16 protein-coding genes are annotated in these 14,363 nt (G+C 51.4%); 3 read left to right on the top strand and 13 right to left on the bottom strand.

The features are described 5' to 3' along the window. Positions 1-10: 10 nt before the first annotated feature. A complete protein-coding gene (locus U9S71_RS12085; protein ID WP_326327760.1) occupies positions 11-940 on the top strand; it encodes a DUF4412 domain-containing protein in 930 nt (309 codons plus the stop codon). Here U9S71_RS12085 and U9S71_RS12080 read toward each other — a convergent pair. The 5 genes from U9S71_RS12080 to U9S71_RS12060 all read right to left on the bottom strand — a co-directional run bounded on the left by U9S71_RS12080 (position 933) and on the right by U9S71_RS12060 (position 6,384). Continuing rightward, complete coding sequence (locus tag U9S71_RS12080) at positions 933-2,129, bottom strand: glutamate-5-semialdehyde dehydrogenase (protein ID WP_326327759.1); 1,197 nt, start codon at positions 2,127-2,129, stop codon at positions 933-935. The genes U9S71_RS12085 and U9S71_RS12080 overlap by 8 nt on opposite strands. A gap of 12 nt (positions 2,130-2,141) precedes the next feature. Then, positions 2,142-2,939: a glutamate 5-kinase gene (gene proB / locus U9S71_RS12075; protein ID WP_326327758.1), complete on the bottom strand. Its 798-nt coding sequence runs from the start codon at positions 2,937-2,939 to the stop codon at positions 2,142-2,144. After that, positions 2,932-3,762 carry a pyrroline-5-carboxylate reductase gene (proC, locus tag U9S71_RS12070; protein WP_326327757.1) on the bottom strand — a complete coding sequence of 277 codons (831 nt, stop codon included), beginning with the start codon at positions 3,760-3,762 and terminating at the stop codon, positions 2,932-2,934. The genes proB and proC overlap by 8 nt, the downstream gene beginning before the upstream one ends. Positions 3,763-4,010: 248 nt before the next feature. Further along, positions 4,011-5,606, bottom strand: a complete 1,596-nt coding sequence (locus U9S71_RS12065) for an alanine/glycine:cation symporter family protein (RefSeq protein WP_326327756.1) — start codon at positions 5,604-5,606, stop codon at positions 4,011-4,013. A 133-nt stretch (positions 5,607-5,739) separates the two neighbouring features. Then, complete coding sequence (locus U9S71_RS12060; protein WP_326327755.1) at positions 5,740-6,384, bottom strand: porin family protein; 645 nt, start codon at positions 6,382-6,384, stop codon at positions 5,740-5,742. A 292-nt stretch (positions 6,385-6,676) separates the two neighbouring features. On the opposite strand from U9S71_RS12060, the gene U9S71_RS12055 reads away from it, so the two are divergent. After that, the gene (locus U9S71_RS12055) at positions 6,677-7,015 is read left to right on the top strand and encodes a hypothetical protein (RefSeq protein ID WP_326327754.1); all 339 of its coding nucleotides are present in this window, start codon (positions 6,677-6,679) and stop codon (positions 7,013-7,015) included. A gap of 24 nt (positions 7,016-7,039) precedes the next feature. Here the strand turns inward: U9S71_RS12055 and U9S71_RS12050 are convergent, their stop codons facing one another. Beyond that, on the bottom strand, positions 7,040-7,975 hold the full coding sequence (locus U9S71_RS12050; RefSeq protein ID WP_326327753.1) for a sugar phosphate isomerase/epimerase family protein: 936 nt from the start codon (positions 7,973-7,975) through the stop codon (positions 7,040-7,042). 74 nt (positions 7,976-8,049) lie between these two features. On the opposite strand from U9S71_RS12050, the gene U9S71_RS12045 reads away from it, so the two are divergent. After that, on the top strand, positions 8,050-8,391 hold the full coding sequence (locus U9S71_RS12045; RefSeq protein WP_326327752.1) for a tetratricopeptide repeat protein: 342 nt from the start codon (positions 8,050-8,052) through the stop codon (positions 8,389-8,391). A 15-nt stretch (positions 8,392-8,406) separates the two neighbouring features. Here the strand turns inward: U9S71_RS12045 and U9S71_RS12040 are convergent, their stop codons facing one another. The 7 genes from U9S71_RS12040 to U9S71_RS12010 form a co-directional block, all read right to left on the bottom strand. After that, positions 8,407-9,543, bottom strand: a complete 1,137-nt coding sequence (locus tag U9S71_RS12040) for a cysteine desulfurase family protein (RefSeq protein ID WP_326327751.1) — start codon at positions 9,541-9,543, stop codon at positions 8,407-8,409. Positions 9,544-9,614: 71 nt separating this feature from the next. Beyond that, positions 9,615-10,190 (bottom strand): hypothetical protein, encoded by a 576-nt coding sequence (locus U9S71_RS12035; protein ID WP_326327750.1) that lies wholly within the window; start codon positions 10,188-10,190, stop codon positions 9,615-9,617. 99 nt (positions 10,191-10,289) lie between these two features. After that, the gene (locus U9S71_RS12030; protein ID WP_326327749.1) at positions 10,290-11,003 is read right to left on the bottom strand and encodes an ATP-binding cassette domain-containing protein; all 714 of its coding nucleotides are present in this window, start codon (positions 11,001-11,003) and stop codon (positions 10,290-10,292) included. A gap of 6 nt (positions 11,004-11,009) precedes the next feature. After that, positions 11,010-11,951 (bottom strand): glycerophosphodiester phosphodiesterase family protein, encoded by a 942-nt coding sequence (locus tag U9S71_RS12025; RefSeq protein ID WP_326327748.1) that lies wholly within the window; start codon positions 11,949-11,951, stop codon positions 11,010-11,012. Between the two features lie 56 nt (positions 11,952-12,007). Continuing rightward, entirely contained in the window at positions 12,008-12,520 is a 513-nt protein-coding gene (locus U9S71_RS12020) for a shikimate kinase (RefSeq protein WP_326327747.1), read from the bottom strand. After that, entirely contained in the window at positions 12,513-13,709 is a 1,197-nt protein-coding gene (locus U9S71_RS12015; protein WP_436410324.1) for a BT_3928 family protein, read from the bottom strand. The genes U9S71_RS12020 and U9S71_RS12015 overlap by 8 nt, the downstream gene beginning before the upstream one ends. Before the next feature lie 3 nt (positions 13,710-13,712). Continuing rightward, on the bottom strand, positions 13,713-14,261 hold the full coding sequence (locus tag U9S71_RS12010; RefSeq protein WP_326327746.1) for a DUF1599 domain-containing protein: 549 nt from the start codon (positions 14,259-14,261) through the stop codon (positions 13,713-13,715). Between the last annotated feature and the right edge of the window lie 102 nt (positions 14,262-14,363).

Here is a 14,363-nt window from a genome sequence, read left to right as displayed (position 1 = left end):
TGAAAATGTCATGAATTATAAAGCAATTGTATTGATCCTAGCCGTGGCCGTAGGTGGGATGGAAACCGCGAACGGACAGTTTTTAAAAAAACTCGGCAAGAAAGTAGAGAAGGCAGCCGAACGCACCGTGGAACGCCGTGCAGAACGCGAAACGGAGAAAAAGACCGACCAGGCACTAGACAAGATACTTGAGCCAGGCGATAAAAAGGGGAAGAAAGAAAAAGGGGAAACGAAGGGAAAGGCCGCGTCTGAAGGGAGCGACAGTGCGGAAGAAAGTAACGCAGCGGTAGCTAGAGGCCAGGCAGCACTGGCCGCGATGCTTGGCGGCGGCAGTATGGAAGATGTACCCGACACCTATACGTTCTCCTACCGTGCCACGATGAAAATCATCCACGATGATGCTAAAGAGGAGACCGCGATGCAGTATTGGCTGGAACCGGAAGCCACGTATTTCGGGACGAAAGTCCTGATGGAGGGCGCCGCTAACAACCTTGCCGTAATGGATATGGAAAACAAGGCGATGGTGATGTTCATGGACGACGGCGACCGAAAGACCGCTATGCGTCTCAACGGTAGCCAGGAGGTGATGGATAAATACCTTAAGTTCGCGGTGGAGAGTGAGGAAGATGAAGAAGTTAAGGTAACACCCATAGAAAGCAAGACCATTCTAGGCTACCATTGTAAAGGTTTTCAAATGGAGACGAGTGATGGGGTTTCGAAAGTGTGGGTTACTGAAGAGGCTCCCGTTGGTTTGTTCAGCGGCATGTTTCAGACCGACAACGTTCCCGAAGGGATGCCGGATTTCGGCGCCAAAGCTTTATTTATGGAAATGGAGTACCTGCCCAAAGATGGGCAGGATGATCCATATCGTATGATTTGTACGGAACTAAAACAGGAATCATTGGCCATCCACAAAAAGGATTACCAATCTGCTATCTAACTTGGCCGTCGCCGTACACGTAGTATTTATTGGTAACCAACTGCTCCAGTCCGAGCGGCCCGCGGTGGTGTAGCTTATCCGTGCTGATAGCCAACTCGGCACCTACGCCCATGGCCCCGCCATCGGTAAATCGCGTAGAGGCATTGTGGTACACCGCCGCGCTGTCTACCTGCTCCATAAAGGTATCTGCTTTCTTCCGGTCGGCGGTCAGGATAACCGTAGAGTGCCCACCGCTATACCGATTGATTTTGTCGACTGCCGATTCCAGTCCGTTAACCACCCCGAAGCAGATTTTGGGAGCAAGGAACTCTTCGTACCAAACAGACTCATCTGCGATGGGCTCTGCTTCTTCCAGTAGGGAAAGCAGCGGTTGTTCAGCCAGCAATTGCATGGATTTGGCGCGCAATGCGTCACCCAGTTGCTTCAATTTTTCGGGTAGCCCGGGCGTGGTTTCATCCACCAGTACTTTATCCAGCGCATTGCAGGCGCTGATCTTGTCCGTTTTCGAATTGATCACCACGGGTAATACCTTCTCCCAGTCGGCATCGGGGGCAATGTAGGCGAAATTATTACCCCGTCCGCTCACCAGTACGGCACACTGCGCGTGTTCCTTCACAAAGTTGATCAACTTTTCGCCGCCACGCGGCACAATCAGGTCAATGGGCTGCGACGGATTCTTCAGGAATTCCCGCGTCGCTTCGCGATCCAGCGTTATCAACTGGATCCAGTCGGCAGCCAAACCGTTTTCTGCGAGCGCACGGTGCCAGCAGTCGACCAATACCTGGTTGGTGTGCACCGCCTCTTTACCTCCCTTCAGCAGGATTTTGTTATTGGCCTTGAAGGCCACAACGGCGGCCTCGATAGTTACGTCGGGTCGCGATTCATAGATAATCAGAATGGTGCCGAACGGCGCCGTGCGGTTCTCAATACGTAATCCGTTGTCCAGCACGCCCGACGACCGTACCCCGCCGATTGGATCGGGCATGTCCATAACGGTTTGAACAGCGCGGATCATACCGTCCACTTTAGCGTTGTCTACCACCAGACGATCGTACAGCGCCCGGTCTTCGCGGTTAAACGCGTCGAGGTCTTGTTGGTTAGCGGTCAATATCGCATCGCGGCTATCGTTGATGATCGTGGCCATCGATGATAGTACGCTGTTTTTCTGTGTTGTTGTAAGTAATTCCATTATATTGTTTATTTAGCGGGTAACCTTCGTTCCCGCTGTTTTACCGAAGACGATGTCGGTAATGATATCGTCTGTTTTTCCATTCGCAATAAAAGTAGGGATATTCTGCCGCGCGGTGTGCTTAGCGACCCGTAGTTTGGAGGCCATCCCCCCGCGGCCGCTGGCTTCGCCCTTATCCGTTTTTTGGATGTACTGCTCCACGGGTTCATCCACGTTGAGATGAGGGATCAATTCGCTGTTTGCGTCGTCCGGATGGCCGTTGAACAACCCGTCCGTGTCGGTGAGCAAAATCAATAGGTCGGCGTTAATCAATTCGGCCACCAAGCTTGCCAGCTCGTCGTTGTCGGTAAAGGTCGACATCGACAGCGACACGGCATCGTCTTCGTTGGCGATTGGGATAACTCCCTCGGCCATTAGGCCTTCATAGCAGTTGACCATGTTGTCGCGGTGTTTGCCGATATCAAAATCGCGCTTCGTTGCCAATACCTGAGCACAGCGCATGCCGTGATGGTGGAACAGGTTGTAGTAGTGCCGCATCATGCGCGGCTGGCCGATGGCCGAGAACACCTGTCGGCGGGTAATCTTGTCCGTTGCCTTCAGTCGATGGCCCATTACCTCCTTGCCGGCGATGACCGAGCCCGATGAAACCAATACGGCGTGGATGCCGTGTTCATAGAGGTGGGCAATTTGATCGACGAGTTTCGTAAGGATTTTCCCGGTGATACGGTTGTCCTTATTGGTAATGACATGGGTGCCGACTTTGATGACGACCCGCTGTATGGGTTTGCCTACTGTGGTTTCATTATGCATTGGTAGCCTCCTTTCCTTCAGTTTGTTTGCCCAGTTCTTCTGCTCGGTGGAATGCGGCATAGGCTGCTTCCTGGATGAGGGCATTGACGTTGTTATCATCCATCGAATCGAGCGCTGCACGGGTGGTGCCACCCTTGGAGGCGACCCTCGCCATCCAGTCTTCCGGACTTAAGGTTGATGAGTTGAACAGCTCGACTGCACCGGCAAATGTCTGGCCCACCAATAGCCGAGCATCTTCTTTGCTGAAGCCCATCTTCAGTGCGGCATCCATCATTGCCTGCATAAAATAGAATATATAGGCAGGTCCACTTCCTGATATGCCGGTAGAGGCATCGATTTCGGATTCGGACGTTAAACTAATGGAGCGCCCGGTGGTATCGAGTAGCTGCTCAATAGCAGCCAGCTCCAGTCGGGATACTTCATCGGAGCCAGTGAAGGATGTCATCCCCAGCCCAACCTGCGCCGGTAGATTGGGCATGGCCCGCACCACTTTCCCCGCGTCAAGCCCCTGCTTGATGGTGTCTATTGTTACACCCGCCATGATGGATACAAACAGCTGCTCCGCTGAAATCATCGGCTTCATTTCTTCCATCAATGCGGCCGCATGTGCCGGTTTAACCGCGATCAATACCACGTCTGCTTTCGGTACGCAGGTGTCTAAACCCTCATGCACGTCGAAAAGCCCGCAAGCCCGCAGCTCCGCTTGCTTTTCTTCGCTTTTATCAAAAATCATTAAACTTCCGGGTGTTAAAAAATTGGACTTAGCGATCGCTTCCGCATACGTCATTCCCATGTTACCGCCGCCAATTACAAGTACGTTCATTTTTTCTTTCTTTGATTCAATTTAATTTTCAACTATTTACCCCATGAAGTACAACCTTCATGCAGGCATGCCAGTTTTTGTCATATTGTTAGTCAGCTTGCGGGAAATGCCCCGCATAGCGAGATGCCTCAACCGAGTTAACCCCGGCTATCTAACCGCAATGGTGATTTATCTTCGATGGGCTGCAAATATGTCAGTTGGGTAATTCTGCGTCAGCCCTACTGCAATATTGTCACCCGTTCTGCGCGTTACTTTACCTTCCGCGTACGGATGGCTTCCAGATAACGATTCAGCTCGCCCTTCACTTTCGGCGCTAGCAGAAACAGGCCGATGATATTGGGGAAGGTCATGGCCAGGATCATCGCATCCGAAAACTTAATCACCGAATCGAGGGTGGCCGCGGCACCGATGACCACAAACACCAGAAATAGCACTTTATACGACAGGTCGGCCCATTTAGAGCGGCCGAACAGGAATTTCCACGATTGGATGCCGTAATACGACCACGACAGCATGGTAGAAAAAGCAAAGAGGCAAACCGCCAAGGTAAGCACGATAGAAAAATGGGGAATCACGCTTTCGAATGCCAAACTGGTCAGCTCAACCCCACCCACGGCACGTTCGCTGTCACCGATCAGTACGTTTCCTAATTGGTCCGTAACGCCGTAGGTGAACATACCCTCGCTGTTAAAGAAAATAATCGTCAGCGCCGTCAACGTGCAGATGACCACAGTATCGATAAAGGGTTCCAAGAGCGCGACCAACCCCTCGCTGGCCGGATACTGTGTACGCACGCAAGAGTGTGCAATGGCTGCAGAGCCAATGCCCGCTTCGTTCGAGAAACTTGCGCGGCGGAAGCCGGTGATCAACACCCCTACAAACCCACCGAGCCCGGCAGCAGGCGAAAATGCCTGGCCAATGATAAGGCCGAATGCCTCGCCGATGTATTCGTAATGTGCTGCGACGACTGTAAGGGCGCCCAACAGGTAAACGATGCCCATGAAAGGCACCAATTTTTCAGTGATTTGTCCAATGCGTTTGATGCCACCGATAATTACAATACCCACCAGTATGGCCAGCCCAATTCCGAATACCGTTTTAATAAAGCTGCCGTCGATACCCATGGTTGTGGTTAGTTGGGCAACCGCTTGATTCGATTGAAAAGCATTTCCTCCGCCGAGTGAGGCCCCCACACACATCAACGCGAAAATAATGGCCAATACTTTGCCCAACCGGCCGGCCTTCAACTCCTTAAATCCTTTGGATAAGTAGTACATCGGGCCGCCGTAGGTTTGGCCGTCTTTTCCCACATCGCGGTATTTCACGCCCAGTGTACACTCCACAAATTTGGTACTCATACCAAGCAGGCCAGAAATGATCATCCAAAAGGTAGCACCGGGCCCACCAATGGCAATGGCTACGGAAACGCCGGCAATGTTGCCCAGTCCAACCGTACCTGATAGCGCAGCTGTGAGTGCCTGGAAGTGGGTGAGCTCGCCGGCAACCGGCTTCCCATCGGCCGAGGGCTGCTGTTCCACTTCGTCATATTTACCCCGTATCGCACGCATCGCAACCGGTAGTTTTCGGATATTGACAAGTCGGAAATAAATAGTAAAAAAAATGCCCCCTGATACCAATAAAATCAAGACGAGCGGAATAGAAATCTCGTCAGTAAAGGGAATCGCGAAAAAAACAACCTGTTCCCACCAGTTAGCGATGGGCGCGAACCATTCATCGATCTGTTGGTCGATGCCGACCGCACCAACCGGGAGGGGTAATAATAAAATGAAAAGTAAAATGGTAAATAATACTGATAAAGACGCTGTCTTCTTATATAAACGCATAAAAAAAATGGGATTTTTTTTAAATGAGAAAAAGTTCAGGTCGCAAAATAACAAGAATGGGTGGATTAGCGAAACTTTTCCGCAGGAAAAATCAAGAATGTACTTCTATTCACACTACTCAATTGTATCTGTACTATTGATGTAGCGAAGCAAACGATACGCCCGCGCCGATCGATAGTACCCTGTTTTTTATATCTTTTGACCACTTGTTGGTGTCGTAAGTGATGTTGGTCAAACCGAAGCTATAGCTTGCATGGAGCGATACGAAACTGAATTTTACACCGGCCAGAAAATTGATTCCATAATCTAGGCTTCTCAAGTTTTTGTCTTTGTAGATGATCACGGCCGACGTGGAGCCGTCGGAATAGGTGTTTTCTCCATTCATGGCAATACCGATATAGGGGCCTCCACCTGCAAAGACATTCCCGTGGTTGCCAATGGGTATTTTCCCAAGCGCATTGATGGGTATATCCAACCAACTCGTGCGCTGCGTAATCTCATCGGCACCGGCCACAGCATCGGTTTTCGTTACGCGTGCACCTTTACCATGTAACGCAACTTCCGGCTGAAGGTAAAGGCCCGGCGCCATCCGAACCGCCAAGTATCCTGCCAGGTAAAAGCGGGCTATGGGCGACGCTTTTGATGGTGCCGCGTGGTCGCCGTAACTGTACGTAGCATAATTAACGCCGCCTTTGATGCCGAAATCGGTTTGTGCTTGGATGCTGGCTATAGGGAAGGAGAGTAGGATGATGATGAGCGGGAATAGATTTCTTTTCATATACGCCGGTAAATATAGAAAGAAGTATCAATGACACGTTAAATTTTCGCAAATAGTTCAGATATTTTTGGAGACAGCCCGTAAACGGACGATGGGTTTGCGCTGTATTGATTAATCGTTCCATAATAAGACTGCCATAAATACCTAATTTGGTGTATTGTATAACCGTTTATTTGTGTTGACATTTGCTTACCGATTAAATCATACCCTCTTTTGGGGGTTGCCTAGCCGGTGAAACGAGGACATTTTTGAATGATGAGATGTCTGATTATTAACAATATAAATAAAAATTATGAATTGCTTTAAAAAAGGAACGTTACGTAGGACATGGGTACTGGGAATAGTGTCTGTGGCCGTGGCCACCACCGCCCTGACCGGCTGTAAAAAGGCAAACCCGCTTGGCCTTGGTGGATGTGATGACTTGGTAAAAAAGAGTGAACAATTTTCGAAGGCCGCGTTGGCGTTTTCTGAAGACATGAGCGTAGCCAATTGCCAGAAGTATAAAAAAGCGGGCGAGGATTATCTGAAAGCCGCCCGGAAATGCAATATGTATCCGGAACTTAGAGAAGCCGCCGAGGAAGCCATGGAAGAATGGGGCGATATGGACTGCAGCGAGATCAGCAATCAGTGAGTAACAGAGCCACGCCCATGGGGGCTATACACCGGCTTCATGAATCACGGCGAGGGTCTTGCGCAACCCCGTTTCGGCAACTTGCTGTAGGTCTTGTTTCCAGTATTCGGGGTTGTATAATTCCAATGATACACACTTTTCGAAACCGGTGGCTTTGAGATCGCGAAGCACCTTCGTCAATGGTAGGATTCCGTCACCGGGGTATACCCGGTGGCTATCTTCTAACTGCGCTAATGCCGGTGTAGCCGGTGCGTCGGAAAACTGAAAGATGGCTATGCTTTTCCCGCTGATGAGGGGTAGTCCTTCAAAGCCTCCTTCAGAAATGTACATGTGGTAGGTGTCTGGGATCACCATGGCATCCGGATGGTTGGCGTCCAAAGCCACGGCCATCGCTTGGCCCAGCGTTTTCAGCGGGAAATATTTCACGAAGACCAATGCTGCATGCAATCCGTAGTCGTTTTTTGCCAATTCGATGAGATCGCGGTAGCGTTGGGATACCCACCGTTGATCGTAGTTGTCGCCCACAGTGTTCGGGATGGTCTGTATGTGCTGGGACCCGATATCGGCCGCCATGCGCATGCGTCGGCGGGTGTCAATGAGCGATTGCTCAAAAAGTTCCGGCGTAGGTGGTAATGCATTCCACAGACCGATGACGCTGGGTACAAAAAGCCCGAGGTCTTCGATTTCCTTGCCGAGGTCTTTAAGGTTACCGCCGCTGGCTTCGAATTCCGCCAGTTCACCGTCCCACGGCTCGATGGCATCGTACCCAGCCTTGGCCGCGATCTTTACTTTTTCAGGCAAGGACGCGGGCCTTACCGTAGCGGTATCCAGGCAAATTGGCCACGGGCTTACGCCGTTCTGATAGCGCTTTTGCGTACTGGGTTGTGCTGCTTGTACAGTAGGGCCGGCCAACAAGGCACCGGAAGCCGCGCCTAACGCGATAAAGGTTCTACGATCCATCGGTATTGCTTTATGAGTTGTTCAAAGCAATAAAGGTAGGAATAAAAAATCAGTAAAATCACTATGTTTGCAGCATGAGCAACCGGTTACAACAGCTGATTGAATTTTTGAAGGAAAGCCCCGGAGATCCTTTTTTGACCTACGCCTTGGCTACGGAATACCTCAAACTGCAACAAACGGACGAGGCGCTTCGGCATTACGAGGCGTTGGTGAACGACCACCCCGACTATGTGGGCACCTATTATCACCTTGGCAAGTTGTATGAAGCCCTGGGGCGAAAAGCGGATGCGGTAATTACCTATGAAAAAGGCATGCAGGCTGCCCGCAACAAGCGCGATATGCATGCGCTGTCTGAACTGCAGGGGGCGTATCGATTGGCGAGGGGTGAAGATGAAGATGATGACGACGACGCGTAAACGCCGCCGCCGTCATTAAGCTTTCTCTAAACAGAGTTCGCGCAGTTTGCCTACAACAAAGTCGATTTCTTCCTTCGTATTGTTTTTGGAGAAGGAAAAACGTACGCAGGGCCGACCGCTATCGGCTTGGATGGCATGGAGTACATGTGACCCGATGTCAGACCCCGAGCTGCACGCGCTACCGCCGGAGGCAGAAATACCCGAAATATCGAGGTTGAACAGCAGCATATCGGCCAGGTCGGTACAGGGGAACGAAACGTTGAGTACCGTATACAGACTGCTTTCAGGCGTGGTCTCGCCGTTGAACCGCACATCGTGGATGTGCGTTTTCAGTTGGGCCATCATGTAGTCTTTGAGGCCCTGTATGTATTGTTGGTGCTCGGTCATCTGCGCATAGCAGATTTCGAGGGCTTTGGCCAATCCCACGATCCCATACACGTTTTCCGTACCGCCGCGCATGTTACGCTCCTGGGCGCCGCCATAGATAAATGGCTTGATCTTCGTGTGGTGGTTTACATACAGGAAGCCTACGCCCTTCGGGCCGTGGAACTTGTGCGCCGCGCCCGTTACAAAATCGATCTGTAATTTATTGAGGTCGTGTACATAATGCCCCATGGTCTGCACGGTATCGGAGTGGAATAGGGCCTGGTACTGCTTGCATAGGGCCGATACGTATTCGATATCCGTGATGGTACCGATTTCGTTATTGGCATGCATCAAGGAAACCAACGAGCGGGGGTTGGCTTTGAGCAGCTGCTCCAGCTGGTGTAAGTCTACGTTCCCCTTATCGTCTACCTCCAGCAGGCTCAGCCGGATCGTGCCGTTTTTTTCGAGCTCTTCGAGCGTATGCAGTACGGCGTGATGTTCCAAAGGTGAAGTGATGGCGTGGGTGATGCCGTGGTCGATGATACCCCGCACGATGGCTGTATTGTCTGCCTCGGTGCCGCCCGAAGTAAAGAATACCTCTGCCGGCGATACATTGAGGAGGCCAGCAACGGTTTTCCGGGCTTTCTCCACAATGGTCTTCACCCGCCGCCCATGCGCATGGATGGAAGAGGGGTTTCCATAGTCTTGCTCCATTGTGGCCACCATAGCGGCGACGACCTCGGGGTCTATCGGCGTGGTAGCTGCATTATCCATGTATACTTGCATGGCACAAAGATAAAAAAAAAGCACCGGATGGTACCCGGTGCTTTCTTGTAATATTTAGTCAATGCGTTGGTCTACCGCTGTCCCGGCAGGTATACCTGGAAGCCTAATGCGACACCTAGGCCACTTTGCCCTGTTGATCCTGAAACGGTCGCTTTACTGTAGTTGTATCCAGCTGTTGCTTCCAATGCGACACTGTTGGTGATAAAGTGCGCATAGCCTACATTGGCGCCCAAAGCCAAGGATGCCCCCGAGCCCGGTGAACTGCCCGAGATACCCACGTCGCCCTGAGCAAAGAAACGACCACTCGCGCTTGAGCCTTGTGGGAAATAATAACGTACGAACGGGGCGACACCATAGCCCCACAGGTCATCGCCATCGGGAACGGTGGCCAACGAACCTACCAAACTCAAACCGATCGCCACGCCGTCCGAAACGAAATAGCCAGCCCGAGGGTTAAGCATGATGTTAAAATTCTCCCCTTCGAAGCTATATCCCAAGCTACCCAAACTTCCACCCACAATCCAGTTTCCTTGCTGAACGGGAGCCATGCCTACATTAGCCGAGGTCTGTGGCCTGTTTACGTCTTGTGCATTTGCCGCGAATACGCCGGCAAGAAATAATGCTGAGAATAAAATTACACGTTTCATGGTCTTTCGTTTAAATGTAAATGTTTATTATGTCATTTAACTATTCGTTTAAATAACACAAAACATGCCACATTGTTTATTAGCCCATGTGAATGGCGGTTAGTTGCTGGCCGTCAGTCGGATAAATAGGGTCTCGAGACGCTCGTCGGCGTACCTGCTGGTTAGCTCTGCTAGGGGAAAATCGGCTACAATCTGGCCATGATGGATGATGATGACGTCGTCACAGATGGCTTCTACTTCTTGCATAATGTGGGTAGACAGTAAAACGGTTTTTTCGCGACCGAGGTTCCTGATCAATGCGCGAATATCCTGCAGCTGGTTGGGATCAAGCCCGGAGGTAGGCTCGTCGAGGATCAGAATGTCGGGATCGTGGAGGATGGCCTGTGCCAGTCCGACGCGCTGCCGGTAGCCTTTTGACAATTGGTGTATTTTTTTGTGTTGCTCGGCGACGAGCCCGGTGAGGGCGATGACCTCCGCGATACGTGTCTTGCTGTTCGCGATATTGTGCAAGCCTGCCATGAACGCAAGGGCTTCCCTTACATACATATCCACATAGAGCGGATTGTCTTCGGGGAGGTAGCCTGTGCGGCGACGGGCAGCAAGATTATCGTGAGGTATGTTGTTGCCGGCGATAATGGCGTGGCCGGAAGTAGGGACTAGGCTACCGGCAAGGATTTTCATGGTGGTGCTCTTTCCTGCGCCATTGGGGCCAAGAAACCCCAGCACGCGACCGGGTTTCGCTTCGAACGAGATACCTTTCAGGGCGCGGTGTGTGCCATAGCGTTTATGAAGGTCAGTGACAACGATAGACATGGTACGTCAATTGATGAAATTGGATGTCAGTTTATGGGCTAAGCGATAGGCATGCAACGCGTCACCCGCTTCACGCGGCCGGTCCGTCGCTAGGATGTCGGCCCCATTTTCTACCAAGTGTCTATAAACGGTGTCGCCACGTGTCGCGGCCTGCTTATCGATATTACCTATGGTGCCCAAGATGCAGAGGATACCATGGTCGTGCAATAGACCGTATACCGCGGGTGCCACGTTGGAGGTTCCCACGAATGCGACCAGCCGATTGTCGGGAATGCTGCGGTCGTTGAGCCTAAGCAGGTCTTCGCGGGAGCGGATGGACGCCGAGATCATTAAATCGGGGGCCAATTGGTGTACGGTTGCGGCTTGCCCCGCATTGTAGGTGATGATTACGCTATAGGCTTGTGCGTGGTTACGCTGTATGGCGTCGATAACGAAGGCGTAGGGTACATCGCGTTTCACGTCGATAGTAAAGATGACTTTGCCTGCGCCCCATTGCAGGGCTTCATCGAGGGAGGGAATACGGTAGCGGGTGGTTTTCCCGTCGGGGTCTTTCAGGTAGAGCTCCCTGAGCTCCGAAAAGTTCCAATCGGCCACCTTGCCCGACCCGGTGGTGGTGCGGTCCAGCGTTTCGTCGTGCAGCAATACGAGTACCGAATCATTGGTCATCCGTACATCGCACTCGATGATGAGTGGCTGGTAGCGGTAACTGTTTTCAAAGGTCTCAATCGCATTTTCGGGGAAACCACTTGCCGGTCCGCCGCGGTGTGCGCTGATCAATGGGTAGCGGCTCTCGGTATACGTGAGGAAACGGTATAGGTCGTCCACGGTGCCCAGTTTAATGTGATGCCCTCCGTTTCGGTATTCACCATTACCTACGCTGGCGGGTATACAGGCGGAAGCGAGGGCAATCAGCGCGAGGACCAGAAAGGGGAGCGGGCGACGGATCATAATGTAAACATCGGAAATGAGATAACCGGATAAAGATAACGATTTGTCGTTAACAATCACTTCGAAAGGCTAATCAGGTCCTCTAATCGCATGGAAAGCTGGTCGACAATGTGGGTAGCTTGTTGGTAGTGTGGGGTGCGATCGGCCAGTTTGGCGGTGATATCGTCGAGCAATGCCATGCCGGTGAGCCCGCCGAGCGCCGGTCGCGCGGCGATATCGGTTTGCATGAGTCTACTCCACAACGCTTTTGGAGGCATACAAAGATAGATGGTTTTGCCGGTTTTATTCATCCAGGCCATGTTGTCGAAATAACAGGGGGTGCCGCCACCCGTGGCAACCACAGCCGGCTGTTCGAATGGCAGGTTTTTGAGAATGCGGCTTTCCAGTGTCCGGAATGCGGTTTCGCCATGCTGCGAAAAGTATTCGGCTATGGGCACGCCTGTTTCGTTGACGATTTCTTCGTCGAGGTCGATAAAGGCCCGCCCGGTTTTGAGGGCGAGCTTGCGGCCCCAGGTGGTTTTACCACTTCCCATGAAACCGATGAGGAAAACGGGCTTGGAGTCAGTCATCTTGATAGGCTCTTTTAAAATAACGGTTGTCTAATGTTTTGAAATCGGGCAGCGTGTTGTAATGCCATTTATCGATAACCGTGCCGTTGCGGAGCAAGAGCACACCGGGGTTGGCACGGACCATGCTTTTGAGGGGCACGGCGTCCGCGTAGAAGATCTCGGTAAGTAGACCGAGCTCGCGGCTGATTTGTTCGGCTTGCTGCGTGCCGCTAGCGGTCAGTAGGATAGTGCGGATATTGTATGCCTCGGCGACTTCGGTGACCAGGGCGTTAACGCGGTGCAACGCGTCCAGATTGGTCTGGTCGAGATTCCATGCGACCACCACGAGGTTATAGTAAGGGTTTTCAACAAGCTGTTGGGTAACATCTTCGCCATTGGCGTCACTGATGAGTAGGTCGGGGATGGGTACCTGGTAGCCCTTTTTTACCAACTTGCTTTCGGGATCCCCGATAATTTCCCATGCTTCATCTTTCCAGAGCTCATCGGCCAGGTAGACTTTATCCGAAACCTGTTTTTCCTCGCCCGATTTTTTGTGGCGCAGGGTGTAGATGATGTCGTATTGATCGCCCACTTTGCCTTCGGGCAAGGTCATGAGTGCGGGGAGGTTATTGCCTTTTTTGTAGGGCAGGAAATCGATGAACGGGAGGTAATTGACGGTATAAATGCCGATACCTACCGATACGATGGCCAAGGCAACCGTCAGGAATACCTGCGTTCCGCTGCCGGAGACCATGGGGCGGATGGCATCGCGATTGAAAAAGATAATCAGGATAAGCGCCAATAGCACCAGATCTTTGCCGAACGACTGCCAAGGGGTGAGGGGGATGGCATCGCCGAAGCAGCCACATGAAGTGACTACCTCAAAAAATGCAGAATAGAAGGTGAGGAAGGTGAAAAAAAGGATCAGTAATAGCAGGCCCCACGCAACGGTACGCTTCCATAACCCGAGCAAGAGTAGTGCACCGAGCAAAATTTCCAATCCACAGATGACAACAGCAATGGTGACAGCGTAATCATTGAGGAATTGGGTGCCGAATACCAGGAAATATTCTTCGAGCTTATAACCGAAGCCCGTTGGGTCGTTGGCCTTAATCAACCCGGAGAAAATGAAGAGCAGACCAGTGAATAGCCGCGCAAAAATGAGCAGGTAATTGGTGCGGGCGGGTGGGTTCGTTGTGGTGTTCATCATCGTTTAGGATTTACTGTCGGCAACCCCAAGTTTGATCAGTGCAAACACGGCATAATTGAGCATGTCCTGGTAGTTTGCTTTTATGCCCTCGGAAGCTACCGTTTGCCCATCGTTATCTTCGATTTGCTTTACGCGATAGATTTTCGTTAGGATGAGATCGGTGAGCGATGTTAACCGCATATCGCGCCACGCTTCGCCGTAATCGTGGTTCTTGGCAAACATCAGTTCCTTGGTTTCACGAACGGCCTGTTCATATTGCTGTCGCACCGCATCGGGCGGTAATTGTTCATTGATGCTGGTACCCAGTTGCAATTGCAAGGTGCCGATGACACAATAATTGACAATGCCTATGTATTCGTCGATCACCCCTTCGCCCACCTTGGAAACTTTTTTTTCCTCGAGGGTACGGATGCGTTGTGCCTTGATGTATAGCTGGTCGGTGATCGATGCAGGACGCATGATGCGCCATGCGGTGCCGTAATCGGCTGTTTTTTTTGCGAATAATTGCTGGCAGTGCTCGATAATACGGTCGTATTGTACTGATGTATCCATGGTATTGGCAAAGATAAAAGAATTTGGTGATTTGATGGTTAACCGGTCGGCGCTTTACACGAATCTTCAAATCGATTTGATATCTTTGACCGTGGATCATTC

Source organism: Parapedobacter flavus (assembly GCF_035818675.1).
Lineage (GTDB): Bacteria > Bacteroidota > Bacteroidia > Sphingobacteriales > Sphingobacteriaceae > Parapedobacter > Parapedobacter flavus.
This window is presented reverse-complemented; position numbering and strand designations above follow the sequence as displayed.

Excerpts from the sequence above, each read along its gene's own strand:
- U9S71_RS12050 (WP_326327753.1), bottom strand. The coding sequence starts at position 7,975 with ATGGATCGTAGAACCTTTATCGCGTTAGGCGCGGCTTCCGGTGCCTTG.
- U9S71_RS12015 (WP_436410324.1), bottom strand. The coding sequence starts at position 13,709 with ATGATGAACACCACAACGAACCCACCCGCCCGCACCAATTACCTGCTC.
- U9S71_RS12055 (WP_326327754.1), top strand. The coding sequence starts at position 6,677 with ATGAATTGCTTTAAAAAAGGAACGTTACGTAGGACATGGGTACTGGGA.
- U9S71_RS12035 (WP_326327750.1), bottom strand. The coding sequence starts at position 10,190 with ATGAAACGTGTAATTTTATTCTCAGCATTATTTCTTGCCGGCGTATTC.
- proC (WP_326327757.1), bottom strand. The coding sequence starts at position 3,762 with ATGAACGTACTTGTAATTGGCGGCGGTAACATGGGAATGACGTATGCG.
- U9S71_RS12085 (WP_326327760.1), top strand. The coding sequence starts at position 11 with ATGAATTATAAAGCAATTGTATTGATCCTAGCCGTGGCCGTAGGTGGG.
- U9S71_RS12020 (WP_326327747.1), bottom strand. The coding sequence starts at position 12,520 with ATGACTGACTCCAAGCCCGTTTTCCTCATCGGTTTCATGGGAAGTGGT.
- U9S71_RS12030 (WP_326327749.1), bottom strand. The coding sequence starts at position 11,003 with ATGTCTATCGTTGTCACTGACCTTCATAAACGCTATGGCACACACCGC.
- U9S71_RS12060 (WP_326327755.1), bottom strand. The coding sequence starts at position 6,384 with ATGAAAAGAAATCTATTCCCGCTCATCATCATCCTACTCTCCTTCCCT.
- U9S71_RS12010 (WP_326327746.1), bottom strand. The coding sequence starts at position 14,261 with ATGGATACATCAGTACAATACGACCGTATTATCGAGCACTGCCAGCAA.
- U9S71_RS12025 (WP_326327748.1), bottom strand. The coding sequence starts at position 11,951 with ATGATCCGTCGCCCGCTCCCCTTTCTGGTCCTCGCGCTGATTGCCCTC.
- U9S71_RS12080 (WP_326327759.1), bottom strand. The coding sequence starts at position 2,129 with ATGGAATTACTTACAACAACACAGAAAAACAGCGTACTATCATCGATG.
- proB (WP_326327758.1), bottom strand. The coding sequence starts at position 2,939 with ATGCATAATGAAACCACAGTAGGCAAACCCATACAGCGGGTCGTCATC.
- U9S71_RS12065 (WP_326327756.1), bottom strand. The coding sequence starts at position 5,606 with ATGCGTTTATATAAGAAGACAGCGTCTTTATCAGTATTATTTACCATT.
- U9S71_RS12040 (WP_326327751.1), bottom strand. The coding sequence starts at position 9,543 with ATGCAAGTATACATGGATAATGCAGCTACCACGCCGATAGACCCCGAG.
- U9S71_RS12045 (WP_326327752.1), top strand. The coding sequence starts at position 8,050 with ATGAGCAACCGGTTACAACAGCTGATTGAATTTTTGAAGGAAAGCCCC.